This window comes from Thermodesulfovibrio sp. TK110, assembly GCF_054658355.1.
This window is the reverse complement of record NZ_BAAHNB010000001.1, coordinates 1,249,380-1,275,559: the sequence shown is the minus strand read 5'-3', so window position 1 is coordinate 1,275,559 and position 26,180 is coordinate 1,249,380. Positions and strand designations below refer to the sequence as shown.

Below are 26,180 nucleotides of genomic sequence, written 5' to 3'. Positions count from 1 at the left end.
TGGATGAGACATAGAGTTGATGGAAGACATTTTGGAAGAACAGCAAATCAGAGAAAGGCTCTTCTTAGAGGACTTCTGGCTTCTCTTATTAAATATGAAAGAATTGAAACAACTGTTGCCAAGGCAAAAGCTGTTAAAGAGCTTGCTGATAGACTTGTTACCTTTGGGAAAAGAGGGGATCTGCACTCAAGAAGGCTTGCACTCAGTTATTTGCCGGATAAAGATTTAATAAGAAAGCTTTTTACAGAGATTGCACCTCGCTTCGCAGACCGAAATGGTGGATATGTAAGAGTTGTAAGAACAGGATTTAGAATTAAAGACAGTGCACCAATGGCAATACTGGAATTTGTAGATTATAAGAAACCTGAAAAAGAAGAGAAAAAATCAGAATAACAGAGCTTTTGAAATTTGACATAACTTAGCAAAATTTGATAACTTTAAATAATTCCTGGGTAGCTCAGCCGGCAGAGCGGGTGGCTGTTAACCACTTGGTCGGGGGTTCGAATCCCTCCCCAGGAGTTTAAATTTTATTTTTTGAATATTCTTAATTAATTAAAATTAATGGAGGAATAGATGCCAAGAGCAAAAGGTGGATTTAAAACAAGAAGATATCATAAAAAAGTGCTTTCAATGGCTAAAGGATACTACAGTGGCAGACATCGCTCATATAAAGTGGCTGCCAAAGCAGTAGAAAAGGCATTAGAACATGCATATAAAGACAGAAGACTTAAAAAGAGAGATTTCAGAGCTCTCTGGATTACAAGAATAAATGCCGCTGCAAGAATGTTTGGTCTTACCTATAATCAATTCATTAATGGACTTAAAAAGGCTAATATTTTACTTAACAGAAAAGCTCTTGCTGATATTGCTTACAATGATATAAATGCTTTTGGAGCACTTGTAGAAAAGGTAAAACCCTTTGTAAAAGTAGCATAAATGCAAGATCCTTTAGCACAAGCCTTTGTAAAAGAAATAAATGAGGTTAATTCTGCTGTTGAACTTTTTAATCTAAAAGCAAAATATATTGGTAAAAAGGGTATAATTACAGAAAAAATCAAAAATTTAGGAAAACTTCCACCGGAAGAAAGAAAATCACAGGGAAAAATCCTCAATGAACTTAAAAATTTTATTGAAGAAACTATTAAAAACAAAGAAGAAGAACTTAAACGCAGGGAAATATCAGAGGTTTTAAAAAGAGAATTCATTGATATCACACTACCAGGAAAGGATTTTTACTCTGGTGGAAGTCATCCAGTCAACAAAACTCTTCTGGAAATCATAGACATCTTCATGGAACTGGGTTTTACTGTTGAAGAAGGTCCTGAAGTAGAGCTTGATTATTATAACTTTGAAGCATTAAACATTCCAAAGAACCATCCTGCCAGAGACATGCAAGATACTTTTTATGTAAGTGAAGATGTTGTTTTAAGAACTCATACTTCACCTGTTCAGGTAAGAGTTATGGAAAAGAAAAAGCCTCCGCTCAGGTTTATTTCTCCTGGAAAGGTTTATCGTTGTGACTCAGATGTAACACATACTCCAATGTTTCATCAGGTTGAAGGTTTAATGGTTGACGAAAATGTCTCCTTTTCCCATTTAAAAGGCGTACTTGTTTATTTTTTAAGAAGACTTTTTGGAAACATTCCCATAAGATTTAGACCAAGTTTTTTCCCTTTTACAGAGCCTTCAACAGAGATAGACATTGGCTGTATTATTTGCGGTGGAGTTGGATGCAGGGTTTGTAAGGGCAGTGGATGGCTTGAAGTTCTTGGTGCTGGAATGGTTCATCCCAATGTATTTAAGTTTGCAGGATATCCTGAAGGAAAATACAAAGGCTTTGCTTTTGGAATGGGCGTTGAAAGGCTTACAATGCTTAAATATGGAATAGATGATATAAGATTATTCTTTGAAAATGACATAAGATTTTTGAGGCAATTCTGATGAAAGTTCTATTTAGCTGGTTAAAAGAATACATTGAGGGAGAGATAGAATTAAAAAAAGTTATTGATTCCCTTACAATGGCAGGAGTTGAAGTGGGAGCAGTTGAAGATTTTCAAGGAGATGCGGTTCTTGATCTTGAAATAACACCTAATAGAGCAGACTGTCTTAGTCTCATTGGAATAGCAAGAGAGATTAAAGCCATCTTCGGATTAAAACTCAAAAAACCAAATTTTAAAATTCAAAAGGAGTTGAAAGAACCGAATTTTAAAATTTCTATTGCTAATCAAAACCTCTGTTTCAGATATGCAGGAAGAATTATCAGGAATGTAAAGATTGCTTCCTCACCTGATTGGTTAAAAAAACGGCTTGAGGCATCAGGAATTCGTTCAATAAACAATGTTGTTGATGTTACAAACTATGTTCTTCTCGAATATGGTCATCCTCTTCATGCTTTTGATCTTGACCTTCTTGAAGGAAAGCAAATCAGAGTTGGAACTGCGGAAGATTTTGGTATGGATTCTGTTGAAATTACCACTCTTGATGGAGTAAAAAGAAAGCTTGGCTTGTATGACCTTTTAATCTGGGATGGAGTAAAACCTGTTGCAATTGCAGGAATTATGGGTGGTGCAAATACTGAGGTTAGTGATAAAACTGTCAATATTCTTCTTGAGAGTGCTTATTTTAAGCCTGAAAGAATAAGAAAGACATCAAAAAAACTCGGACTTTCCACTGAAGCCTCTTATAGATTTGAAAGAGGCACTGATATAGAGGCTCTTAAGGAAGCTCTTGACAGGGCAGCTTTTTTAATTCAGCAGATTGCAGGTGGTGAAATCTATGAGCCCATAGATGTTTATCCAGTAAAAATTCCAGTGAGAGAAGTTCTGTTTAACACAGAAAAAATTCGTAACTTTTTAGGTCTCAATCTTTCAGACGAGGAAATCTTAAAAATCCTTGAACTTCTTGAAATAGAAGTTAGAAAAAAGGACTCAGAGCTTTATATCGCTAAAATTCCATCTCACAGACAGGATATATTAATTGAAGAAGATATTGCAGAGGAAGTAGCAAGAATTTATGGCTATGATAGAATTCCTGCTGAGCTACCTCAGGTATTTAAATATGTTGAAGAAAACTATGAACTTTCAAAAAAAAGAAAGTTTTTAAATCTTTTAAGAAATTACATGATTTCTCTTGGTTTCAGCGAGGCTGTTAATTTCAGCTTTATGTCAACTAATGATCTTGATTTATTTGAAATTCCAGAAAATGACAGAAGAAGAAAGTTTATCTCACTTCTTAATCCTTTAAGGCAGGAAGAATCAATAATGCGAACCATGCTTCTTCCAAATTTATTGAAGAATACTGAAAAAAATACTGCCCGTGGTATAGAAAATCTAAAACTTTTTGAGATAGGAAAAGTATTTATAGCTCAGGACAGCTCCTCTCTTCCTGAAGAACCTATTCATCTTGCCATAATAACCAAGAAAGAGGATTTTAAATCTCCCTTTAAAGATGATCCCTATGATTTTTATGCTATGAAGGGTTTAATTGACGGAGTTTTCAGGTATTTCAAAATAAACAATGTTCAATATATCAGATCTAAAGAGACATTTTTACATACTGGACAATCAGCGGATATTTTTGTAAAGGGTGAAAAAATTGGATTCATGGGAGTTATTTCTCCAATGGTTTTATCAAAACTTGATTTTAAGACAAAGCCATTCATATGCATGACAGAGCTTGACCTTGATAAGCTGTTTTCATTTGTTCAGACAGAAATAAAATATAAACCTTTTTCCACATATCCTCCAGTTAAAAGAGATGTGGCATTAATACTACCCATTGATTTTGAATCACAGAAAATACTTGATGTTGTAAGTTCTTATGGCAGTGAACTTATTGAGGATGTCTTTATCTTTGATGTATATCAAGGTAAAGGAATTCCTGAAGGCTGTAAAAGTATAGCCTTCAGGATAACTTATAGAGCCTTTGACAGGACATTAACTGCAGAGGAGATTGAACGACTTCATGGTCAGTTAATAGAAAAAATTATTGCTGAAACAGGAGCTACTGTCAGAGCCTAATTTTTAAGCTTATAACCTGCTTCCTCAATAGCTTTTGCAATCCTTGCAAGATTTGTTTTGTTTTCATCAAAAACAATCGTAGCTTCTCCGATTTTTACATCTGCTTCTGCAACCCCTGCTTTTTCAAGTGCCTGAGAAACTCTTTTAATACAATGTTCACAACTCATTCCTTCAATAAATATTTTCATCTTCTTCATTTTTTCTCTCCTTTTGATATGTTTTTTTATTTTATCATTTTTTTTAATAGTTTAAATTAAACTTTTTCTGTTTGTTGTTGTGAATTTTTCAGAGGATAAATAATAAAAATCAGGTAAGAATTTTTAAGAAAGAGCCTGCATAAGCAGGCTCAATGATTCTATAATTTTTTATAGCAAAACCACCAATCAAAATTTTCATACTGCTTAACTCTTTCTTGAGCTGTTTTCACATCAGAAGCTGGTGGAATGATCACCTTGTCTCCAATTAACTCATTATTAGGCCATCCTGCAGGTATTGCAACCTTGTTAGCATCAGATGTTTGTAAAGCCTTTACTGCTCTAACAATCTCATCAATGTTTCTGCCCACTTCCTGAGGATAATAAAGCACAAGTCTTAAAACACCCTGAGGATCAATAACAAAGACAGCTCTGATTGTATTTGTCCCTTTTGCCGGTGAAATCATTCCAAAAGATTTTGCTGTTTCTCCCATGTCATCTGCAATAATTGGAAAGGTTATTTCCACTCCGAGTTTTTCTTTGATCCATTCAATCCATTTGATGTGAGAAAATACCTGATCAATTGAAAGTCCAACAAGTTCACAATTTAATCCTTTGAATTCATCAATTCGCTTCTGGAAAGCAACAAACTCTGTTGTGCAAACAGGTGTAAAATCCGCTGGATGACTGAACAAAACTACCCATTTTCCTGCATAATCATCAGGGAAATTAATGATTCCATGTGTTGTTTTCACTTTTCTGTTTTCAATTTTCTCGCCTAATAAAGGCATTCTTACATCCATTTTTTCCACCTCCAAATTTTATTTTAAAATAATTATAAAATAATAATTATAAAAAAGTCAATATTTTAAAATTTTAAAATGAACCTGGAAAAAACTTTTCACATCTGTAAAGAAGCAGGTTTTTTAAGGTATAATAAAAACTTATGAAAGAGGTATCAGTTGCGATAATTGGCGCAGGTCCTGCAGGTATTGCTGCAGCAGTAGAATTGAAAACTGCAGGCATAAAAAATATTGCAGTTTTTGAGAAAGCTAGTAATTTTTGTTACACAATACGAAGGCTTTATCCTGAAGGTAAAAGAGTGGATAGGAATTATAAAGGCATGAGCATAAATTCAGAGGGAGTCTGTTTTTTTGAAACAGAAACTAAAGAGAAATTTCTTGAACGGATGGAAAAATACATCAGAGATTATCAGGTAGAAATTGTTTATAACACAGAAGTTAATGGGTTGCACAAGGATGGAGAATTTTATATTATTAAAGCTGCACTATATCCTGTTGCCAGAGCGTATGTGGTGGTTATTGCTACAGGAGTTTTTGATAAGCCTAAAAAGCCATCATATCCAATTCCTGAAGAAGTAAAAAACAGAGTTTTTTTTGAACTTCCAGGAGAGTTGCCTGAAGGAGAAAAAATATTAGTGGTGGGAGGAGGTAATACAGCAGCTGAACTTGCCTGTATTTTATCAGGAAAATGTGAGGTATATTTATCATACCGAAGACCTGAATTTTTCAGGATAAATGAAGAAAACCTTAGAGAGCTTGAAAAAAGAAAAGATAAAATAACCTTTTTTTTGGGTTCAGAGATAAAAGCACTGGAGTCTGAAAAGGAAGGAGTAAAAGTAATTTTCACTGATGGACATACTGATGTATTTTCAAAGATTTTTTACTGTCTTGGAGGAAGCACACCAAGAAACTTTCTTGAGAAAATGGGGATAAAATTTAAAGATTCAATCCCGGAGATTGATGAATTTGGAGAAAGCAATCTTGAAAGAGTATTCCTTATTGGTGATATAGCAGTAAAGAGAGGAAGTATAATTCATGCATTTAATTCAGCTCATAAGGCTGTAAAAAGAATTATTGAGAAGTATCACGCTTATTTATAAGTATAATTCAAAGTTCAAAGCTCAAAGTTTAAAGTTCCACAGCCCTCCGTGAAATCTTTATTGCACAGAACTCACCGCACATGCTACAGACCCTTTCATCCTCAAAAGGTGGTCTTTCAGAGCGCATGGAGCTTACTTTTTCAGGATCAAAGGACAGAGCAATCTGAGTCTGCCAGTCAAAGTTTCTTCTTGCCTCTGCCATTTTGTTGTCTCTCTGCCATGCTTGAGGTAAACCCTTTGCAAGGTCTGCTGCATGGGCAGCAATCTTTGATGCAATAACACCTTCTTTTACATCTTCCTTATCAGGAAGCCTTATATGCTCTGAAGGAGTAACATAGCATAGAAAATCAGCACCATACATTCCTGCAACAGCTCCGCCAATTGCTGCTGCAATATGGTCATAACCCATTGCAGAGTCTGTTACAAGAGGACCAAGAACATAAAAAGGTGCTTCCCTGCATATGCTTTTCTGAAGTTTAATGTTTGTCTCCACATGATTCAAAGGAAGATGTCCAGGTCCTTCAATTATGCATTGAACTCCTTCTGATACAGCTATTTCCTTCAGTTTGCCAATTGTTATAAGTTCCATTAACTGATATTTGTCTGTTGCATCAGCAAGGCATCCAGGTCTTAATCCATCTCCAAGACTAAGTGTAAGGTCATATTTTTTAGCAATCTCAAGAAGTCTGTCAAACTGCTCATAAAGGGGATTTTCTCTTCCATGATAACACATCCAGTCCGCAAGGATTGAGCCTCCTCTGCTTACAATTGGTAAAATTCTCTCACCAGATTTAAGCATCTCAACAATCTTCATGGTGACACCGCAGTGAACTGTTACAAAATCTACTCCATCTTTTGCATGCTCCTCAATTACTTCAAATATATCATCAACAGTCATTTTTACTATGCTTCCATACTTTTCAATTGCTCTTACAGCAACTTCATAAACTGGAACAGTTCCAATGCTTACAGGAGAATGCTTTATAACTGCTCTTCTTATCTCTGTAAGAGGACCTCCTGTGGAAAGATCCATTACTGCATCAGCACCGTATTTGACAGCTATTTCAAGCTTTTCAAGCTCTTCATTGATGTCTGTTTTATCTTTGGACGTTCCAATATTGACATTTATCTTAGTTCTTAGTCCCTTTCCTATTCCAAGAGGCTTTATATTATGAAGAGCATTTCTTGTTATAACTGCCTTTCCTTCTGCTATATTCTGAGAAAGCATTTCAGGCAAGATGCCTTCCTCTTTTGCAACTTCCTTTACTTCATCGGTGATTATTCCCTTTTTTGCTAACTCAATTCTTGTCATGGCTTTTCTCCTAAAATTTCATTTAATTTTTTCACTGTTCCTTCAATGTCCTTCTGTCCTAAAATTCCGCTAATCATGGCAATCCCATCGCAGTAAGGCATTACTTCATGGAGATTTTCAAGCTTAATTCCTCCAAGAGCAAAAACTTTGCATTTAACAGCCTCTTTTATCTCTTTTAACTTCTCCACTCCCTGTGGTTTTCCCTTCATCGGAGTATAAAAAACTGGGCTAAAGGTTATAAAATTAGCCCACTCTGAGGCTTCTCTTGCTTCCTCAACTGAATGGGTTGATACACCTATGATAAATCTATCCTTCCATACCTTTCTTACAACATGAGCAGGAAAACCACTTTGAGGGAGATGCACTCCATCAGCATCCACACTAAGAGCTATGTCAATCCTGTCATTTATAAATAGCAAAGCATCATTTCTTTTTGTTATCTCACGCATTTTTTTTGCAAGAAAATAAAGCTCCTTTGCAGTCAAATCCTTTTCCCTTAGCTGAAAAGCTTTAACACCTGCCTTAACAGCCCTTTCAACTGCATCTAAAAAGGCTTCTTCATGGGAAAAGAGCTTTCTGTCACCTATGAGATAAAGCTTATGCTTCATATAAGCATTCCTTCAATTGGCGAACTTGCAGAGGCATAGAGCTTCTTTGGAATTCTTCCTGCCTTGTATGCAAGCCTTCCAGCAATACAAGCATGTTTCAGTGCTTGAGCCATCATAATTGGATCTTTAGCACCTGCAATGGCAGTGTTTACCAAAACTGCATCACAGCCAAGCTCCATAGCAATGGATACATCAGAGGCTGTACCCACTCCTGCATCAACAATTACAGGAACATTTACAGTTTCAAGAATTATCTTTATATTGTAGGGATTTCTTATTCCAAGCCCTGAGCCAATGGGCGCACCAAGAGGCATAACTGCTGCAGCACCTGCATCAACAAGTCTTTTTGCTGTAATAGGATCATCATTTGTGTATGGAAAAACAATAAAGCCTTCCTTTGCAAGAATCTCCGTTGCCTTAAGAAGCCCGCATACATCAGGGAAAAGTGTTTTTTCATCACCAATTACCTCAAGCTTAACCATATCTGAAACCCCTGCTTCTCTTGCCAGTCTTGCATATCTCAGGGCATCTTCCACTGTGTAACAACCTGCAGTATTGGGAAGAATTTTGTATTTTTTTGGATCAATGTAGTCAAGAAGATTTTCCTTTGTTCTGTCTATTATATTTACTCTTCTTACTGCCACTGTTACCACATCTGTTCCAGAAGCTTCAATTGCACGGGCAGTTTCCTCAAAATTTTTGTATTTGCCTGTTCCAACCCATAGCCTTGACTTAAACTCAATTCCTCTGATAATTAATGGGTCATTCATTTTATCCTCCTCCCACAAAATTGACGATCTCAATTGAGTCGCCTTCTTTTATTTTGTGCTCACTGAATCTGTCTCTTTTAATTATTTCAAGATTAACCTCAACAACAACCCTCTGAGGATTTATTTCAAGCTCTTCTAAAAGCTCTGCTATTGTAGTTGCTTTCACATCCATCTCACTGCCATTTACCCTTACCTTCATAAAACCTCCAAAACAAAAAACCTCTATCCCTGAAGGATAGAGGCTGGTTTTAGCTCAGTCTCTCCCTTTCCCTACGCCGGCATTACCCGGATCAGGTTCAAGGGGTCTTCCCTCATCGGGAACTCTCAGGTCCTTTGACCTCCCCCAGGGATTAATTAATTGTATAAATTTATAACTGACTCTGTCAATGATTGACAGAATTTTACATGAGTATGGATAATAACTTTATATGGCTTATAGAGATTTAAGAGAATTTCTGCACGTGCTTGAAAAAAAAGGATTGCTTCATAGAGTTAAGGTAGAGGTTGATCCTGTTCTTGAGATTGCTGAGATTACTGATAGAATGTGCAAATCTGCAAACGGTGGAAAGGCTTTGTTTTTTGAAAGGGTTAAAGGCTCATCCATACCTGTAGTAACCAATATTTTCGGCTCCTTTGAGAGAATGTGTCTTGCCCTTGAGGTTGAAAACCTTGATGATGTTGGTAAAAGAATTGAAAAACTTCTCAATCAGACTCCACCAAAGACTTTGAAAGAAAAGATAAAAGCAGTTTTTGAACTGATTGAGATTAGCAAATACCTGCCAAAAAGAGTAAACAAAGCACCATGTCAGGAGGTTATCAATCATGATGCTGACTTAAGCAAGCTTCCTATTCTTAAAACCTGGCCTAAGGATGGAGGAAGATTTATTACATTTCCCATGGTCTTTACCCGTGATCCTGAAACAGGCAAACAGAACTGCGGAATGTATCGCATGCATGTTTATGATGAAAAAACAACAGGCATGCACTGGCATATTCATAAAGATGGAGCAGTACATTTCAGAAAATATAAAGAACTTGGCAGGACAATGCCAGTTGCTGTTGCCATTGGTTCTGACCCAGCAGTTATTTATTCTGCTACAGCACCTCTTCCCTATGGAGTTGATGAAATGGTTTTTGCTGGATTTTTAAGAAAAAGCCCTGTTGAGATGGTTAAGTGTATAACTTCTGATATAGAAGTGCCTGCAAATTCTGAGATAGTCCTTGAAGGTTATGTAGAGCCTGATGAATTAAGGGATGAAGGACCTTTTGGCGATCATACAGGTTTTTACTCTCCGGTAGATAAATTCCCTGTTTTTCATGTAACCTGCATTACTCATAGAAAATCGCCCATATATCCTGCAACAGTTGTTGGAAAGCCTCCTATGGAAGACTGTTATATGGGAAAGGCTACTGAAAGAATTTTCTTGCCTTTGCTCAGGATGCAATTTCCCGAGATTGTAGATATGAATCTTCCCATGGAAGGAGTCTTTCATAATGCTGCCATAGTTTCAATAAAAAAGCAGTATCCAGGGCATGGAAAAAAAATAATTCACGGATTATGGGGAATGGGACAAATGATGTTTTCAAAGCTTATAATTGTCGTGGATGAAGATGTTAATGTTCAGGATTTATCAACTACTGCATGGAAGGTTCTTAATAATGTGGACTGGAGAAGAGATGTAATAATCTCAGAAGGTCCTGTTGATGAGCTTGACCATGCATCAAGTATGGCAAGATTTGGCGGTAAAATGGGCATTGATGCAACCCGCAAAACCCGTGAAGAAGGAATGATGAGAGACTGGCCAGAAGAGATTACTCAGGCAGAAGAAATAAAAGAGCTTGTTACTAAAAGATGGCATGAGTATGGGTTCTGACTTTTATCTTGGTATTGACATAGGAAGTGAGACAGCCAAGATAGCAGTTGTTGATAGGGATTTTAAAATTCTTGAAAAGTTATATCTGAAACATTTTGGAAAGCCTGCTGATATAGTATCCCGTATTTTAAGCGAGATTATCTTTAGATACAGTAATTTAAAGCTATGTTTTACAGGGGTCTCAGGAAGATTTATTGCAAAAACTTCTGGTGCACCTTATGTAAATGAGATTGTGTCACAGGCAACGGCAACATCATTTTTCTATCCTCAAGTAAGAACTATTATTGAAATCGGTGGAGAGGATTCAAAGCTTATCTTTCTTGATAAAGGAGGAAGAATAAAGGATTTCTCTCTTAACAGCATATGTGCAGCAGGAACAGGCTCTTTTCTTGAACAGCAGGCAGAAAGAATGGGGCTTACAATAGAAGAGTTCAGTGAGCTTGCCACAAAATCAAAAAGACCATCAAAGATCGCTGGTCGTTGCAGTGTTTTTGCCAAGTCAGACATGATTCATCTTCAGCAGATTGCAACTCCAGTGGAAGACATAATTGCAGGATTGTGTTTTGCCCTTGCAAGAAACTTCAAGGCAACGATGTTTAAGGGTAGAAGCATTGAAAAAGAGGTTTCATTTCAGGGTGGAGTTGCAGCAAACAAGGGAATGATAATGGCTTTTAAAAAGGTGCTTGGAATAGATGAAATACTCATACCAGAGCACTTTGAGGTGACAGGTGCAATTGGTGCAGCAATTAAGGCTCAAAAAGATGGAGTTTATCTAAGTGAGGCAATTATTGAAAAAATCAGTCAGATAAAAGCAGATATTGAATACGGTCTTGCTCCACTTAAAACTTTCTTTTCTCACTTCAGCCTTCAGCCATCATCCCTCAGCTATCATCCTCAGCATGCCTATCTTGGTATTGATGTTGGTTCTGTAAGCACAAACATTGTTCTCATAGATGAACAGGGCAGGATTATCACAAAAAAATATCTTGCCACAGCAGGAAAACCAATTGATGCAGTAAAAAGAGGCTTAAGTGAGATAAGCAAAGAAATTCAGAATATCCATATAAAAGGTGTTGGTGTTACAGGTTCGGGTCGTTATATGATTGCAGATTTTGTAGGCGCAGATGTGGTAAAAAATGAAATAACAGCCCATGCCAGAGGTGCAATTCATTTTGATCCAAGCATTGACACAATTTTTGAGATTGGTGGACAGGATTCAAAATATATAAGGCTTCAAGATGGCAAAGTTGTTGATTTTGAGATGAATAAAGCCTGTGCAGCAGGAACAGGTTCATTTATTGAAGAACAGGCTGACAAACTTGGTATAACCCTTGAGGAGTTCCAGAACCTTGCCTTTAGCTCTAAAACTCCCTGTAAACTCGGTGAAAGATGCACTGTATTTATGGAAAACTCCCTTGTCATAAACCTTCATAAAGGTGCTCGCAAAGAAGACATTGTGGCAGGTCTTTGTTACAGTATTGTGGAAAACTACATAAACAGAGTTTTAGCTGGAAAACAGTTTGGTAAAAAAATATTCTTTCAGGGTGGTGTTGCTTTTAATAAGGCAGTTGTTGCAGCCTTTGAGAATTTTTTAAAAGAGAGAGTTGATAGTGAATTGGAACTAATTGTTCCACCTCATCATGAAGTCATGGGTGCAATAGGTGTAGCACTGATTGCAAAAGATTTTATGAAAAACGGTAAAGAAAGCAAATTCAAAGGCTTTTCTTTAAAGGATAGAGTTTACAGTATCTCTTCCTTTGAATGTAAAGGATGTGCCAACTACTGTGAAATAAACAAGGTTAAGATAGAGGGTGAAGAAAACTATTTTTTTTATGGCGGACGATGCGAGAAATATGAAAAAAAGAATGTGGCTTCAAGACTTCCAGACCCTGTAAAACTGAGAGAGGAATTACTATGGAAGGCACATAAAGAATATGAGACTCAATACAAAGATAGAAAAGCACCTGTAATTGGAATACCTTACATATTTTTCTTTCATGACCATCTTCCTTTCTGGAGTACACTTCTATGGGAGCTTGGTTTTAATGTAAAGGTTTCAGATAAAACGAACAAAGAGATTATTAATAAAGGCGTTGAAAAGGTTTTATCTGAGGCATGTTTTCCTCTTAAGGTTGCCTATGGACACATAGCAGACTTAATTGAAAAAGGAGTTGATTTGATCTTTCTCCCGAGCTTTATAAATCTTAATCTTTATGATGAGTACGAAAGAGGTCTTGCGTGTCCTCTTGTGCAGACAATTCCCTATGTAAGCAAACAGCTATTTAAAGAAGCAAAAATAGTTATACCGAGAATAGATTTCTCAAGGGGATTTGATTACCTTAAGAAGGAACTGATTGAGGCTTTTAAGGGTATTATAAAAATAAAAAACATTGATGAAAAAATAGCCAGTGCAAAGCAGAAGCAGAGAGAATTTGTTAGTTCTCTTCAGAAGGAAGGGTTAAAGCTTCTTGAGACAGCAAAGGACAGATCCCTTGGTCAGCAAGCTACTGTAGTTATTTTAGGCAGGGCATATAACTCCTTTGATCAGGCAGTTAGCCTTGATATCTCAGGAAAGCTCACTTGTCTTAATGTTCTTCCCATTCCAATGGATATGCTTCCACTTGAGGGAATAAACATAAAGGATGATTGGAGCAATTTATACTGGCGTTCAGGACAGAGAATTATAAGAGCTTCAAGATTTATTCATAAGCTGGACAAAGTATATCCTGTATTTATAACCAACTTTTCCTGCGGACCTGACTCCTTCATTATAAATTATTTCAGAGAAGAAATGGCTCAAAAGCCCTACTTAATACTTGAAATTGATGAACACAGTGCTGATGCTGGAGTTGTTACAAGACTTGAGGCTTTTATAGATAGTTTAAAAGATATAGAAAAACAGGATTCAGCAAAAAGATTCATTCCATTATTGATTAAGAGTTCAGACCTGTCAAAAAAAACTATATACATTCCAAGAATGTCTGAACATGCCTTTGCTTTAAAGGCAGCCTTTAACTACTGTGGAATTGATGCAGAAGTAATGCCTCCTTCTGACAGGCAGTCAGTTGAGCTTGCAAGAAAATATGTATCAGGAGGAGAATGTTTTCCCTATGTTGTAACACTTGGTGATATGCTAAAGATCGTTTTTTCAAAAGATTTCAATCCTCAGAGGGCAGCATTTTTCATGCCCTCTGGAGCAGGTCCTTGTAGATTTGGTCAGTATAATGTTTCTCACAGGATGATGCTTAAAAAATTGGGATTTGAAACTGTTCCTGTTTATTCACCCCAGCAGGATGCTCAGTTTTACAGAGATTTAAACATTGCAGGAGGAGAGTTTTCCCTCAGGGCATGGCAGGGAGTTGTTGCTTATGGCTTACTTACAAAATTGCTTTTACAGACAAGACCTTATGAAAAAAATAAAGGTGAAACAGATGCTTTGTATGAAAAATATCTTGCAAAAATTTATGATACATTAAAGAGTAGAAACGGCTGTATTGATAGCCTATTAAAGAGCATGAGGAGGGATTTTGAAAATATCCCAAAATATAAAGAGAAAAAACCTCTTGTTGGAATTGTAGGAGAGATATTTGTGCGTTCTCATTCGTTTTCCAATGAGAATCTGATAAGAAGACTTGAGGCATTAGGCGCAGAGGTTTATCTTACGCCAATTGAAGAATGGATTCACTATGTTAATAAAATGGCTTTAAGAAAAGCCTTGATAAAAAAGGATAAATCTGCTATTATAAAAATTCTTATTAATAAATTTTTCCAGTGGAGGGTTGAAAGAAAGTTTTCTTATGGTTTTAAAGGAGCAATAAAGCTTTTACATGAGCCCTCCATAAATGAAATTTTTAAGTTCGCATCACCATATGTTCCTGATAGCTTTGAAGGAGAGACTGTTTTGAGTATTGGTAAAACTGTTGATTTGATTAAAAAAGGAGTAAGTGGCATTGTTAATGCAATGCCCTTTGGATGCATGCCTGGTGCTATAGTTACTGCTTTATTGAGATTTATCCAAAGGGATTATAATATTCCTGTTATATCACTTGCCTATGATGGCACAAAATCAACTGTGAATGAACTGTGGCTGGAAGCTTTTATAGAAACAATCAAAAAAAGGAGGTGAATTGAGTGGGAAGTGTTCTTAAGTGGAGGAAGAAAAAGATAAAAAAACACAAATATAGAAAGCTTCGCAAGAAAATGAGAGCTCAAAGAAAAAATAAATAAGAGGTAGTTTTTATGAAAGACTTAATGAGTTTAAAAGAAAACATTGCCTTGATAGAAGCTGAAATAAAAGTAATTTCAGAAAAGATTGATGAAATTGATAAAAAGTTAGAGAAAGTCAATGAGATTGCCATTGAAATCAAGGCAATTAAAATGTTTTTAAAGAGAGTTTTCCCTGATTTTAAGAAAGAGTACCCTGATATTCTGAAAAAACTCAGCTCAATGGAGTAATTATGTTTGAACCATTTAGCACCACAGGCATAGGAAGCATGCCTCATAAAGAGGTTTTGCCTGCATGTGAACTTATTTTGAAATATTTTGATATCCCATTCTGGCCTCAGATGCCAAAATATTCAGTTAATGAACAGATGATTGCACAGTTCTGTGAGGGATTTCCTGGAGTAACCTTTGAATCAGGGAAAGTTTACATCAAAAAAAATGAAGAAGTTATTACTGAATGGTTAAGTAATTATCATGATGAAATGTTATCTCATGTAAGTGAAGAATTTGCAATTGGTCTTTACAGCATGCAAAGATTGATAAAAAACAAAAAAATAAAGATTTTTAAAGGACAGATTACAGGACCTGTTACATTTACCTTATCTCTTAAAGATGATGAGGGTAAACTTATTTATTTTGATGAAACTCTAAGGGAAGTTTCTCTCATGCATATTAAAGCAAAAGTAAGGTGGCAGATTAATTTTTTAAAAAATTTTGCTGAAAATATAATAATTTTTATTGATGAGCCCATACTTCAGGCAGTTGGCACATCTGCATATATCTCTGTTGAGCAAGCTGAAGCAATAAGGTTAATAAAGGAAATTGTTTCTTTTATTAAATCTCTTGATGTCAAAGCAGGAATTCACTGTTGTGGAAGAACTGACTGGAAAGAGGTTTTAGCTCTTGATATAGACATTTTAAGCTTTGATGCTTTTTCCTTTTTTGATTTTTTCAAAATTTACAGGGATGAAATTTCAGAATTTCTGAGCAGAAATGGCTATATTGCATGGGGTTTTATTCCAACAACAGATGATTTGAATGCTCTGAGTGATGAAGAAATAATAAAACAGGCAATAAGAAAAATTGAGGAAATATCAAAAATTTTACCTTTAACTATTAAAAACTCACTGATTACTCCATCATGTGGAATGGGCTCTCTTGATGTTTCAAACTCTGAAAGAGTCTGCGAACTTCTTAAAAAATTAAAAAATAGACTGGTAGATGAATAAAGGAATTTTTATAACTTTTGAAGGCATAGAAGGTTCTGGTAAAACAACTCAGGCAAGACTGCTTGCTCAGAGGCTGAAGAATGAAGGATTTAAAGTTGTTTATACTTACGAGCCAGGAGATACAGAAGCTGGAAAGTATATCAGAGAGATTCTTCTTAATTCAGAAATTAAAATAAATCCTTTATGCGAACTCTTTCTTTATTTTGCAGACAGGATTCAACACATTGATGAGAAAATAAAGCCATATCTTGAAGAAGGTTTCATTGTAATATGCGACAGATTTACTGATTCAACTGTAGTTTATCAGGGATATGCAAGAGGCATATCAATTGATTTAATTGAAAAATTGAACAAAGAAGTTTTCAGTGAATTCATGCCTGATTTGACAGTATTGCTTGACTGTCCAGCAAGAATCGGACTGGAAAGAAATAAGAAAGCTGATAAGAAAGATAGATTTGAGATGGAAAATTTATCTTTTCATGAAAAAGTAAGGCATGGTTATCTTGAACTTGCAAGAATAAATAAAGAAAGATTTTTTGTTCTGGATGCCATCAAGCCAATAAATGAAATAGCTGAAAAAATATATAAAAAAGTTAAATCTATCAGGGGTCCCAAAAAACTCGCAAAGTTTTTGGGCTGCCTATATTATTGAATACGGTTCTGTAATACATTAAAATGGGTTTTAATGAAATCATATCTCAGCAGAAAGCAGTAAAACTACTCAAAGGCACATTGAGAACAAAAAAGATTCCCAGTGCTTTATTATTTCTTGGAGATGCTTATATTGGAAAGACAAAGGCAGCTATTGTCTATGCTAAAGCTTTAAATTGTTTAAACTCTGAAGAAGATGCCTGTGATATGTGCACATCATGTAAAAAAATTGAGCAGGGTGTGCATCCAGATATTAAAATAGTAGCTCCTGAAAAGGACATAATCACAGTGAACAGCATAAGAGAGGTTGAAGAGTTTGTTTCTTTTCGTCCTCTTGAAGGAAGATATAAAGTTGTTATTATAAAAGAAGCACATAAAATGAATCATGCAGCAGCGAATGCCTTTCTTAAAACAGTTGAAGAACCTCCTGTTAATACAGTGATAATTCTTATCTGCGAAAATATTTATAATCTACCTGAACCTTTAATTTCAAGATGTTTTAAAATATATTTTACACCTCTTTCAGATCAAGCTGTAAAAAAGATACTCCCTCATATTGAAGACAGTTTAATCAGAATTATTATGGGAAAGCCAGGACTTCTTATATCAATGGATATATTAAAAGAAATTAAGTGGTTTAATACCACATTAAAAAGTATGAAAGAAAAAAATAAAAAATCTCTATGGAAAGACAATGAAGATGTGAAATGGTGGATAGATTTTTTATGTATTTTTCTTAGAGACTGCCTTGTTGGATTTTTTCTTAAAACTCCATATTGCCCTATTTTACCATCAGATTTTAAACTAAAAGAGAATGTATCTATAGAGGAATTGTTTAATCTGTATGAAGAGGTGCAAAACATCAAAAAAAGCATTGATTTAAATTTAAACAAGTCAATTGTATGGAATTATATGGTGTGTATGCTTAATAATTTGATAACTGCAAACAAGCAAAAAACTGAGTTTGAACAATAGGGAGACACAGGATGAACAATACAGTATATGTAAGAATCAGACCTTTTGGTAAGGTTTATCGTTATTTAAACAATCTTGGTATAGAATTAAAAAAAGGTGATTTTGTTGTTGTAGAAGGTGATTTTGGATTAACCTTAGGATATGTTTTGAAAACTTCTTCTCAGAGTGAAAACACCTTTAAGCCAGTGCTCAGAAAAGCAACTCAGGAAGATATGGAGACATTTCAAAAAAATCTTTCTCTGGAAAAAGAAGCATGGAATTTTTGTCTTCAAAGAATAAATGAAAGACAGTTACCAATGAAACTTTTAGTAGTTGAATCCTGCCTTGACAGAAAAAGAATCATCTTTTATTTTACTGCAGAAGGAAGGATTGATTTCAGAGAACTGGTAAAAGATCTTGCAGCAAAATTTAAAACAAGAATAGAAATGAGGCAGATAGGAGTAAGGGATGAAGCAAAATTCCTTGGTGGTATTGGAGTTTGTGGTTTTGAGATATGCTGTAAAAGATTTGTTAGTTTCTTTAAGCCAGTCTCTTTAAAGATGGCTAAAGATCAGGAAATTGTGCTTAATGTTTCCAAGCTTTCAGGTATTTGCGGAAGATTGAAATGTTGCCTCAGACATGAATACTATGGTGAACCAGAAGAAATTACTATGGATGAAGAAATTATTGTTCAGGAAGAAAAGGAGCCTGAAATCAAAAAGCTGTCTTTTATTATAAGGGAGACAGAAGAATTAACAGAGGAAAGTTCTGGAGGAAAAGATGAATCAAAATAAGGGATTTTACATTACAACCCCCATATATTATGTTAACGACATACCCCATATTGGACATGCCTATACCACTGTGGCTGCTGACATACTTGCAAGATATATGAGGCTTAAAGGCAGAAAAGTTTTTTTTCTTACAGGAACAGATGAACATGGGCAGAAGGTTGAAAAAGCAGCTCGTGAGCGTGGCAGAGCTCCTAAGGAACATGCGGATGAAATGGTTGAAAACTTTAAAGCATTATGGAAGGAATTAAATATAAGCAATGATGCTTTTATACGAACCACTGATGAAGAACACAAAAAAGTTGTTAGTGCTATACTTCAGAAGCTTTATGATAAAGGTGAGATTGAAAAAAGAAGATACTGTGGAATGTATTGTACTCCCTGTGAGAGATTCTGGACAGCGAAAGACTTAATAGAAGGAAAATGCCCTGACTGCGGAAGAGAAGTTGAGTGCATTGAAGAGGAAAACTATTTTTTTCTTATGTCCAAATATCAAAACTCTCTCATTGATTACATTGAGAAAAATCCTGGCTACATTCTACCTGAAACGAGAAGGAATGAGGTTTTGTCATTTCTTAAAAATAAACCTCTTGGTGATCTTTGCATTTCCCGTCCTCGGCAAAGACTTCAGTGGGGAATTCCTCTTCCTTTTGATGAAAATTATACAACCTATGTATGGTTTGATGCACTGGTTAATTATTACTCAGCATTGAATTATCTTGCACCAAAAGACATTGATTGGTGGCCTCCTGATCATCATTTAATTGGCAAAGACATTCTTATAACTCATGCGGTTTACTGGTCAACAATGCTTATGGCTCTGGGAATGCCACTTCCTAAAAACATATTTGCTCATGGATGGTGGACTGTGCAGGGTGCTAAAATGTCAAAATCTCTTGGCAATGTTGTAAATCCCTATGAAGTTATAAAAAAATATGGAGTAGATGCTTTCAGATACTTTTTATTCAGAGAGGTTTCCTTTGGTCTTGATGGAGATTTCTCAGAAGAGGCAATTATAAGAAGGATAAACAATGATCTTGCCAATGACTTAGGTAATCTTGTAAATCGTTTCCTTGTTATGAATGAAAAATATATGAATGGTCAGATAAAACCTGCCATGGCAAATGATGAATGGACAGAGGAAGTTAAAAATTTAATTCAGGAGATTGATAATGAAAACCTCTGGAATGAATTCAAATTTAATATTGTTCTTGAAAAAATTTGGGGGATTATATCCCTTACGAACACCTACATTGCAAAGACAGAACCTTGGAGAGTAGCAAAGGAAAACTCTGAAGAGCTTTCTCTGATACTTTTTAATATATGGAATGTGCTTAGAATTATTACAGTTTTTCTTTATCCATTTATGCCTCAGACAGCATTGAAAATTTGGAATGCTTTAGGACTAAGCTCTTTCAAAATTAACTGTAATATGTTAAATTGGAACATAGAGACAAAAGAGGTAAGAACTGAAAAGATTGAACAAATTTTCCCAAGAATAGAGGCTAAAACTGAAACATTAACTAAGGAGAACAAAATGGAAGAGCTTATAAGTATTGAAGATTTTGCAAGGATAAAACTCAAAGTGGGCAGAGTTTTAGAAGCTGAAAGAATAAAGGGTTCAGAAAAACTTATAAAGATTATTGTAGATATTGGAGAGAAAAGACAGATTGTGGCAGGCATTGGGAAGTCCTACTGTCCTGAAGAGCTTGTTGGCAGGTCAATTGTTGTAGTAAGTAATCTTAAACCTGCAAAACTTATGGGAGTTGAATCTCAGGGAATGCTTCTTGCAGCAACTGGTTCTGATGGAACAATATCAATACTTACTGTTGACAGAGAAGTTAATCCTGGTGCAAGTATAAAATGAAATCCGTTAAGGAATGGCCAGAAACTGAAAGACCAAGAGAAAGACTTTTAAAACATGGTGCTCAGAGCCTGACTGATGCCCAGTTGCTTGCAATTATTCTCAGAACAGGCAGTAATGGAAAAACAGTAATGGAAACAGCTATTGAACTTTTAAATAAATTTGGCGGATTAAAGGGAATTGAGGAGGCATCAATTAATGCACTTCAGTCTATAGCTGGAGTAGGAATTGCAAAGATTGCTCAAATTAAAGCATCCTTTGAACTTGGTAGAAGGCTTTTAAGTCAGCCGGCACAAGAAAAAATATTTAATTCTGCAAATTTGGTTTATAATTATCTATATCCAAAACTTAATGGTTTGAAAAAAGAAGTTTTTATCACTCTTTTACTGGATACAAAATTAAAGCTTATAAAGGAGATTAAAGTTTCAGAAGGTATATTAACACAGACACTGATTCATCCGAGAGAGATTTTTAAAGAAGCAGTAAAGGAGTCAGCTTATGCAGTAATAGTTGTTCATAATCATCCAAGTGGAGATCCTGCTCCATCAGAGCAGGATGTGGAGATAACAAAAAAGCTCAAAAAAGCTTCAGAGATACTTGAAATTTCTCTTTTAGACCATGTAATTATAGGAAATGGAAGATATTTTAGCATGAAGGAAAATAAAATAATTTAGGAGGTGGCTTATGCCTTTGTATGAGTTTCAATGTCAAAAGTGCAATGAAACTTTTACAAAGAAGATGAGCATAAGCGAAATGGAAAAAACAAAGGTAAAATGTCCAAAGTGTAAATCTCAGAAGGTAAAAAAGGTTATTTCAGGATTTTATTCAATAACGTCAAAAAAATCTTAGGAGGAAATTAAAATGAACAGCTCATTAACTCCGGCAATTTTAAGAGTTTGCGAGCTTGCAGCAATTGAGGCTGCAAGGCTTATGGGAAAGGGGAATAGAAAAGAAGCAGATCAGGCAGCTGTAACAGCAATGAGAAAATCACTGAATGATTTACCGATTAAAGGAAGAATAGTAATAGGTGAGGGTGAAAGAGATGAAGCTCCCATGCTTTATATAGGTGAGGAAGTTGGTAATGGAACTGGTCCTGAAGTTGATATAGCTGTTGATCCTCTTGAGGGAACAAATTTATGTGCTACAGGAATGCCAAATGCATTGACTGTTATGGCTGTTACAGAGAGAAGGGGACTTCTTCACTGCCCTGATACCTATATGGAAAAGCTTGTAGTTCGTCCTCAGGCAAAGGGAATGGTTGACATAAGAAAGCCTGTGAAAGAAAATCTTCAAGCCCTTGCAAAAGCTCTTGGAAGAGATATTGATGACCTTGTAGTGGTTGTTCTTGACAGACCCCGTCATGAAAATTTAATTAAAGAAATCAGAGCTGCAGGTGCAAGAATAAAACTTATCTCAGATGGTGATATTACTCCAGCAATTGCAGCAACAGTGGAAGGAACAGGTATTCATGCCCTGATGGGAATTGGTGGAGCACCGGAAGGAGTGCTTTCTGCAGCAGCAGTTAAGTGTCTTGGTGGAGAGATGCAGGCAAGAATGCGCTGGAGAAATGAGGAAGAAAAAAAACGTGCTATAACCTATGGAATGAATATTGATGAAGACAAAGTTTATACTCTTGATGATCTTGTTCCAAGTGATAATATAATTTTTGTTGCCACAGGTGTAACAAAAGGTGATCTTCTTAATGGAGTAAGATTTTTTGGTGGAGGTGCAAGAACCCATTCAATTGTAATAGAATCATATCAGAGAATTGTAAGATTTGTTGATACAATTCACATTTTTGATAAACTGGTAAAAATAACATTGTAGCTTTTATTATTTTTGCCACCTTGAGCGATAAAGCTGGATTAAAAATAAATAGGGGAAGAGGATTTTTTCTAAAAGAACTCTGATACATGCCAATTAAGGATTTTCTTACCATAATTTATACTACAATACTTACAATTTCAGCATTGCACATGCCTCAGCCTCTTCTGCCTTTAATGGGAAATTCTTTTAAAGTTGAAATGGATACAATATCTCTTATTATGAGTGCTACATTTATTCCTCTTACAGTAATTCCTGTTATTTCAGGAATTTTACTTAATTTTTTACCTCCAAAAAAGATGATTCTTGTTGCAGCTACCCTGCACTCTTTTGTTGTATTTTCAATATCTATGGCAGAAAATGTTTATCTGGTTATAGTTTTCAGGTTTATAGAGGGTTTTTTAATCTCTGCAATTCTTACTTCAAATACAACATATATTTCGTTAAAATCTGTTAAGGAGCGAATTCCTGTTTTTATGTCCTATTATATTGCTTTCACAACAATTGGTGGGCTTTCTGGAAGAATTTTTGGCAGTATAATTGCCAATTATTTTGGATGGAAAATCTGTTTCCAGATTATGTCAATAAGTCTTCTTCTGGTGCTTCCCATAGTTTATTATCTTATGGAGGATTTGAAGTTGCCAAAAATACAACAAAGAAATTATTTCAGTTTCAAAAACTTTAAATCTGTTGTTTTTGATAAAAGAAACTTTTGTATTTACACTGCAGTTTTCAGTCTTTTTTTTGTTTTTTCAGGAATAACAAACTTTCTACCTTTTAGAATAAAAAGCATTCACAAAGAAGCCAGTGAAATGCTTATAGGGTTTATTTATTCAGGTTACATTACAGGGATTTTCATGTCCTTTATTGCGACAAAAATCATAAAATTAATAGGAAACGAGAGAAAAACAATGCTTGTTGGTTTTTCTGCCTATGGTTTTTTTCTTTTAATAATGAGTCTGCCAGATATATTTTTGATATTTATTACAATGTTTGGTTTTTGCTCAGGCATGTTTCTTGTTCATTCAGTGGCTTCTGGTTATTTAAATAAAATCACAACAATGCAGAAAAGCCTTGTAAATGGAGCATATATAGCATTTTATTATTCAGGTGGTGTTGTAGGTTCTTATTTACCTGGAATTGTATATAAAAATTTTGGATGGCAGAGTTTTATAATCAGTTTATTTATTCTGGTAGTTGCTGGTTTTTTTATGGTCACTAAACTATCAGACCATGCTTAATAGCATAATTTATAATCTCAGCATTATTTTCGCATCCAAGTTTTTCAAGAATTCTTGCTCTGTATGTGCTTACAGTTTTAATGCTTATGGAAAGCTCCTTAGCAATTTCTATGAGACTTTTGCCTCTGGCTATCATAAGAAAAACCTGAAATTCTCTTTCTGATAACTTTTCATGAGGTGGAATTTCCCTGGATTTATCAATATAATGAATCAATTTTTCTGAAAAAGCCTGTGGTACATATTTCCCCCCTTTCATTATCTTAATGATAGCTTTTAATAGCTCTTCAGGATCAGCTGATTTTGTTAAATAACCTGAAGCTCCAAATTTTAATGATCTTATGGCATATTGCTCTTCAGGATACATACTGAGCATGAGTATTTTTGTTTCAGGATACTCAGTTTTAATTTTTTTCAGGGTCTCTATTCCATCCATATCAGGCATTGCTATATCAAGAAATACTATATCAAAACTTTCTTTTGAAAGAATATCAAGGGCTTCGTAACCGGTTTTAGCTTCTTTGCATTCTTTGATATAAAGAGTATCAAGAAGAATTTCTTTTAAGCCTTTTCTAAAGAGAGTATGGTCATCAACAATTAAAATTTTTAGTTTTTTATTCATTATCTTTTAAGGGAACTGAGAGAATTATCTCAGTTCCTCCCTCTGGAATTCTTCGTATGTCAAAGGTTGCATTTATGGAATAAGCCCTCTCTCTCATTGCCATTAAACCAAATGATTCAGGACTTTTGATTTTTTCTTCTGATATACCTATGCCATTGTCTTTAATGATTAGCAAAATACTTCCATTTGAACGAAACATTTTAATATTCACAAGGGTTGCATTGGCATGTCTTGCTATATTTGTAAGTGCTTCCTGGAATATTCTGAAAATGTTTAAAGATATGTTTCTTGATAATTTGGCGCTGTCTTCTGAAAGCTCAACATTGCATGGGATTGAAGTATTTCTTTCAAATTCTTTAACCTGCCACATTATAGCATCCTCCAGGGTTAAATGGTCAATTAAAGAAGGACGAAGTCTATTTGATATATTCTGAACCTGTCTTATCAGGGCATTTACTATGCTTAATGTTTCATCAAATTTTTCATGTAACAGTTTATCTTCAACCCTTTTTCTAATCCATGACAGAGACAGTTTTAATGCAGTAAGAGTCTGTCCCATTTCATCATGAATTTCCTTGGCAATTTCTTTTCTTTCTTTTTCTCTCACATTCTGTAAATATACAGAAAGTTTTCTCAGAGCTTCTTTTGATTTTCTGAGTTCTTCTTCAATTTTTTTTCTGTATGTAATATCTCTTCCTATTGTTTTCGTCTTAACAAAATTTCCCTTTTCATCCACTTCCACATACACATTTAAAGCAGCAGTAAAAACTGAGCCATCCTTTCGGACAAAGTCTCTTTCCACTTGAATAAAACTGTATTTCCCTATGTTTGGGAAAAATTCTTCCTGTGCTTTTCTTGATTCTTCTGTCATAAAATAGGTTATTGGTTTACCAATTATTTCTTCTTTTTTGTATCCCAGAATTTTTGCTTCTGTTTCATTGCATTCAATTATAATTCCGTTTTTATCAACAGAGTGATACATATCAGGAGCATTATCATAGAGGTCTCTGTATTTTTCTTCTGAGATTCTTAACTCTTTTTCAAATTTTTTTCTCTTTGAAATGTTTATTGAAAGAACAACTATTACAAAGGATAATCCAATAAAAATTAAAATAATTCCTATCAAAGTTTTTCTGTATTTTATCCAGAAGCTTTCAGGAAGATTTATAACCCTACTTTCTTTTGGAAGCTTGTTTAAAGAAACATTAAATCTTTTGAGTTCATTATAATCAAACATGAATTCATTTGGGCTTTCTTTAACAACTGGAATTTCTGAAGGAGATTTGCCATGCAAAACTTGCAATGCCAGTTCACCAGCTTTTTTGCCCTGTAAATATGCGCTTGTTAGTTTGCCACCAACAATACCTCTGCCAAGGTAAAAATCCCAGACACTGTATATGGGAGCATTAGTATGGGGATATAGCAAATCAAGACTTTCCTCATAGGCAAAGAAATTACCTGTTTTGTCTCGATTTACAAGTAAAAGGAGTATGATACTTTTTGAGGGAATTTTCTCAACTTCTCTCTCAAGTTCCTTCATGTCAGGATTTTCAAGCATTATGAAAGTGACTTTATTGGCAAATTTAGGAACTATTTCAAGGAGCCCCTTTTTCATAGCAAGTCCAGTGGTTGTAATGTCATTGATAACATAGACTCTCCTGGTATCTGGATGAAGCTTAAGGGCTATATCAATTGTTCCTTCCACATCTGTTTCCTCGGCAACTCCTGTAAACCATTTTCTATACTTTTCTATCATGCTATCCCTGTAATTATTGATTCCACAGAAAACTACAGGCACTCCTTTAAACAATCTGTGATAGTTTTTCATAGTAAACAAAAGAGCATCATTATCTGAAACAATTATCAAATCAAATTTAATCCCACGGTATTTTTGTTCAAAAAGATTAAAAATTTTCTCAAAGTATTTTTCACCATAAAAACGTTTGGTATCCATGTACTCAATATAGTAATCAATATAATTTTCCGCAGGCTCCAATGATTCTCTAATTCCCTTAACTATATTGTCTGTCCAGCTTAATCCTTGATGATAGGAGTTAAGAATCAAGATCTTTTTCTTATCCCGGGTTTGAGCAGTAGTTGAAA

26 protein-coding genes, 1 tRNA gene and 1 riboswitch are annotated in these 26,180 nt (G+C 35.0%); of the genes, 19 read left to right on the top strand and 8 right to left on the bottom strand.

Going from position 1 to position 26,180, the window contains the following annotated elements; translation table 11 throughout:
- Nucleotides 1–3: 3 nt before the first annotated feature.
- The 5 genes from rplQ (at nucleotide 4) to pheT (ending at nucleotide 4,019) form a co-directional block, all read left to right on the top strand.
- Entirely contained in the window at nucleotides 4–393 is a 390-nt protein-coding gene (gene rplQ, locus ACYQ3X_RS06655; protein WP_460181025.1) for a 50S ribosomal protein L17, read from the top strand.
- A 53-nt stretch (nucleotides 394–446) separates the two neighbouring features.
- Nucleotides 447–519, top strand: a tRNA-Asn gene (locus ACYQ3X_RS06650).
- 54 nt (nucleotides 520–573) lie between these two features.
- A complete protein-coding gene (rplT, locus tag ACYQ3X_RS06645) occupies nucleotides 574–936 on the top strand; it encodes a 50S ribosomal protein L20 (protein WP_460181024.1) in 363 nt (120 codons plus the stop codon).
- Nucleotides 937–1,941 (top strand): phenylalanine--tRNA ligase subunit alpha, encoded by a 1,005-nt coding sequence (gene pheS / locus ACYQ3X_RS06640; RefSeq protein ID WP_460181023.1) that lies wholly within the window; start codon nucleotides 937–939, stop codon nucleotides 1,939–1,941.
- Nucleotides 1,941–4,019 (top strand): phenylalanine--tRNA ligase subunit beta, encoded by a 2,079-nt coding sequence (gene pheT, locus ACYQ3X_RS06635; RefSeq protein ID WP_460181022.1) that lies wholly within the window; start codon nucleotides 1,941–1,943, stop codon nucleotides 4,017–4,019. Before pheS ends, pheT begins: the two co-directional genes overlap by 1 nt.
- On the opposite strand, the gene ACYQ3X_RS06630 is transcribed toward pheT, so the two are convergent.
- Both ACYQ3X_RS06630 and ACYQ3X_RS06625 read right to left on the bottom strand, forming a co-directional pair.
- Nucleotides 4,016–4,216, bottom strand: a complete 201-nt coding sequence (locus ACYQ3X_RS06630) for a heavy-metal-associated domain-containing protein (RefSeq protein ID WP_460181021.1) — start codon at nucleotides 4,214–4,216, stop codon at nucleotides 4,016–4,018. The two genes, pheT and ACYQ3X_RS06630, sit on opposite strands and share 4 nt — an antisense overlap.
- A 158-nt stretch (nucleotides 4,217–4,374) precedes the next feature.
- Nucleotides 4,375–5,016: a peroxiredoxin gene (locus ACYQ3X_RS06625; RefSeq protein WP_460181020.1), complete on the bottom strand. Its 642-nt coding sequence runs from the start codon at nucleotides 5,014–5,016 to the stop codon at nucleotides 4,375–4,377.
- A 143-nt stretch (nucleotides 5,017–5,159) separates the two neighbouring features.
- On the opposite strand from ACYQ3X_RS06625, the gene ACYQ3X_RS06620 reads away from it, so the two are divergent.
- Nucleotides 5,160–6,116 (top strand): NAD(P)-binding domain-containing protein, encoded by a 957-nt coding sequence (locus ACYQ3X_RS06620; RefSeq protein WP_460181019.1) that lies wholly within the window; start codon nucleotides 5,160–5,162, stop codon nucleotides 6,114–6,116.
- Between the two features lie 28 nt (nucleotides 6,117–6,144).
- On the opposite strand, the gene thiC is transcribed toward ACYQ3X_RS06620, so the two are convergent.
- From thiC to thiS, 4 genes are read right to left on the bottom strand one after another with little or no spacing between them, the layout of a single operon-like run.
- Nucleotides 6,145–7,428, bottom strand: coding sequence for a phosphomethylpyrimidine synthase ThiC (gene thiC, locus ACYQ3X_RS06615; RefSeq protein WP_460181018.1), 1,284 nt, complete (start codon nucleotides 7,426–7,428; stop codon nucleotides 6,145–6,147).
- On the bottom strand, nucleotides 7,425–8,036 hold the full coding sequence (gene thiE / locus ACYQ3X_RS06610) for a thiamine phosphate synthase (protein ID WP_460181017.1): 612 nt from the start codon (nucleotides 8,034–8,036) through the stop codon (nucleotides 7,425–7,427). The genes thiC and thiE overlap by 4 nt, the downstream gene beginning before the upstream one ends.
- A complete protein-coding gene (locus ACYQ3X_RS06605; RefSeq protein WP_460181016.1) occupies nucleotides 8,033–8,806 on the bottom strand; it encodes a thiazole synthase in 774 nt (257 codons plus the stop codon). The genes thiE and ACYQ3X_RS06605 overlap by 4 nt, the downstream gene beginning before the upstream one ends.
- Nucleotide 8,807: 1 nt before the next feature.
- On the bottom strand, nucleotides 8,808–9,005 hold the full coding sequence (gene thiS, locus ACYQ3X_RS06600; protein WP_460181015.1) for a sulfur carrier protein ThiS: 198 nt from the start codon (nucleotides 9,003–9,005) through the stop codon (nucleotides 8,808–8,810).
- Nucleotides 9,006–9,055: 50 nt separating this feature from the next.
- Nucleotides 9,056–9,161, bottom strand: a riboswitch (TPP riboswitch).
- Between the two features lie 73 nt (nucleotides 9,162–9,234).
- Between thiS and ACYQ3X_RS06595 the strand changes: the two genes are divergently transcribed.
- The 13 genes from ACYQ3X_RS06595 to ACYQ3X_RS06535 all read left to right on the top strand — a co-directional run bounded on the left by ACYQ3X_RS06595 (nucleotide 9,235) and on the right by ACYQ3X_RS06535 (nucleotide 23,458).
- The gene (locus ACYQ3X_RS06595) at nucleotides 9,235–10,680 is read left to right on the top strand and encodes a menaquinone biosynthesis decarboxylase (protein ID WP_460181014.1); all 1,446 of its coding nucleotides are present in this window, start codon (nucleotides 9,235–9,237) and stop codon (nucleotides 10,678–10,680) included.
- A complete protein-coding gene (locus ACYQ3X_RS06590; protein WP_460181013.1) occupies nucleotides 10,670–14,806 on the top strand; it encodes an acyl-CoA dehydratase activase in 4,137 nt (1,378 codons plus the stop codon). Before ACYQ3X_RS06595 ends, ACYQ3X_RS06590 begins: the two co-directional genes overlap by 11 nt.
- Nucleotides 14,807–14,811: 5 nt before the next feature.
- A complete protein-coding gene (locus tag ACYQ3X_RS06585; RefSeq protein WP_460181012.1) occupies nucleotides 14,812–14,907 on the top strand; it encodes a 30S ribosomal protein bS22 in 96 nt (31 codons plus the stop codon).
- A gap of 12 nt (nucleotides 14,908–14,919) precedes the next feature.
- Nucleotides 14,920–15,135 (top strand): hypothetical protein, encoded by a 216-nt coding sequence (locus ACYQ3X_RS06580; RefSeq protein WP_460181011.1) that lies wholly within the window; start codon nucleotides 14,920–14,922, stop codon nucleotides 15,133–15,135.
- Between the two features lie 2 nt (nucleotides 15,136–15,137).
- Nucleotides 15,138–16,133, top strand: coding sequence for a uroporphyrinogen decarboxylase/cobalamine-independent methonine synthase family protein (locus ACYQ3X_RS06575; RefSeq protein ID WP_460181010.1), 996 nt, complete (start codon nucleotides 15,138–15,140; stop codon nucleotides 16,131–16,133).
- Nucleotides 16,126–16,785 (top strand): dTMP kinase, encoded by a 660-nt coding sequence (gene tmk, locus ACYQ3X_RS06570; protein ID WP_460181009.1) that lies wholly within the window; start codon nucleotides 16,126–16,128, stop codon nucleotides 16,783–16,785. Before ACYQ3X_RS06575 ends, tmk begins: the two co-directional genes overlap by 8 nt.
- A 23-nt stretch (nucleotides 16,786–16,808) precedes the next feature.
- Complete coding sequence (locus ACYQ3X_RS06565; protein WP_460181008.1) at nucleotides 16,809–17,759, top strand: DNA polymerase III subunit; 951 nt, start codon at nucleotides 16,809–16,811, stop codon at nucleotides 17,757–17,759.
- A gap of 11 nt (nucleotides 17,760–17,770) precedes the next feature.
- Nucleotides 17,771–18,532 carry a PSP1 domain-containing protein gene (locus ACYQ3X_RS06560; protein ID WP_460181007.1) on the top strand — a complete coding sequence of 254 codons (762 nt, stop codon included), beginning with the start codon at nucleotides 17,771–17,773 and terminating at the stop codon, nucleotides 18,530–18,532.
- A complete protein-coding gene (gene metG / locus ACYQ3X_RS06555; RefSeq protein ID WP_460181006.1) occupies nucleotides 18,519–20,396 on the top strand; it encodes a methionine--tRNA ligase in 1,878 nt (625 codons plus the stop codon). Before ACYQ3X_RS06560 ends, metG begins: the two co-directional genes overlap by 14 nt.
- The gene (gene radC, locus ACYQ3X_RS06550) at nucleotides 20,393–21,067 is read left to right on the top strand and encodes a RadC family protein (protein WP_460181005.1); all 675 of its coding nucleotides are present in this window, start codon (nucleotides 20,393–20,395) and stop codon (nucleotides 21,065–21,067) included. Before metG ends, radC begins: the two co-directional genes overlap by 4 nt.
- Before the next feature lie 10 nt (nucleotides 21,068–21,077).
- Nucleotides 21,078–21,242 (top strand): FmdB family zinc ribbon protein, encoded by a 165-nt coding sequence (locus ACYQ3X_RS06545; protein WP_460181004.1) that lies wholly within the window; start codon nucleotides 21,078–21,080, stop codon nucleotides 21,240–21,242.
- A gap of 12 nt (nucleotides 21,243–21,254) precedes the next feature.
- On the top strand, nucleotides 21,255–22,220 hold the full coding sequence (gene glpX / locus ACYQ3X_RS06540; RefSeq protein ID WP_460181003.1) for a class II fructose-bisphosphatase: 966 nt from the start codon (nucleotides 21,255–21,257) through the stop codon (nucleotides 22,218–22,220).
- A gap of 86 nt (nucleotides 22,221–22,306) precedes the next feature.
- Nucleotides 22,307–23,458 (top strand): MFS transporter, encoded by a 1,152-nt coding sequence (locus ACYQ3X_RS06535; RefSeq protein ID WP_460181002.1) that lies wholly within the window; start codon nucleotides 22,307–22,309, stop codon nucleotides 23,456–23,458.
- Here ACYQ3X_RS06535 and ACYQ3X_RS06530 read toward each other — a convergent pair.
- Nucleotides 23,436–24,077, bottom strand: coding sequence for a response regulator (locus tag ACYQ3X_RS06530; protein WP_460181001.1), 642 nt, complete (start codon nucleotides 24,075–24,077; stop codon nucleotides 23,436–23,438). The two genes, ACYQ3X_RS06535 and ACYQ3X_RS06530, sit on opposite strands and share 23 nt — an antisense overlap.
- Nucleotides 24,070–26,142 carry a sensor histidine kinase gene (locus tag ACYQ3X_RS06525; RefSeq protein ID WP_460181000.1) on the bottom strand — a complete coding sequence of 691 codons (2,073 nt, stop codon included), beginning with the start codon at nucleotides 26,140–26,142 and terminating at the stop codon, nucleotides 24,070–24,072. The genes ACYQ3X_RS06530 and ACYQ3X_RS06525 overlap by 8 nt, the downstream gene beginning before the upstream one ends.
- Nucleotides 26,143–26,180 lie beyond the last annotated feature (38 nt).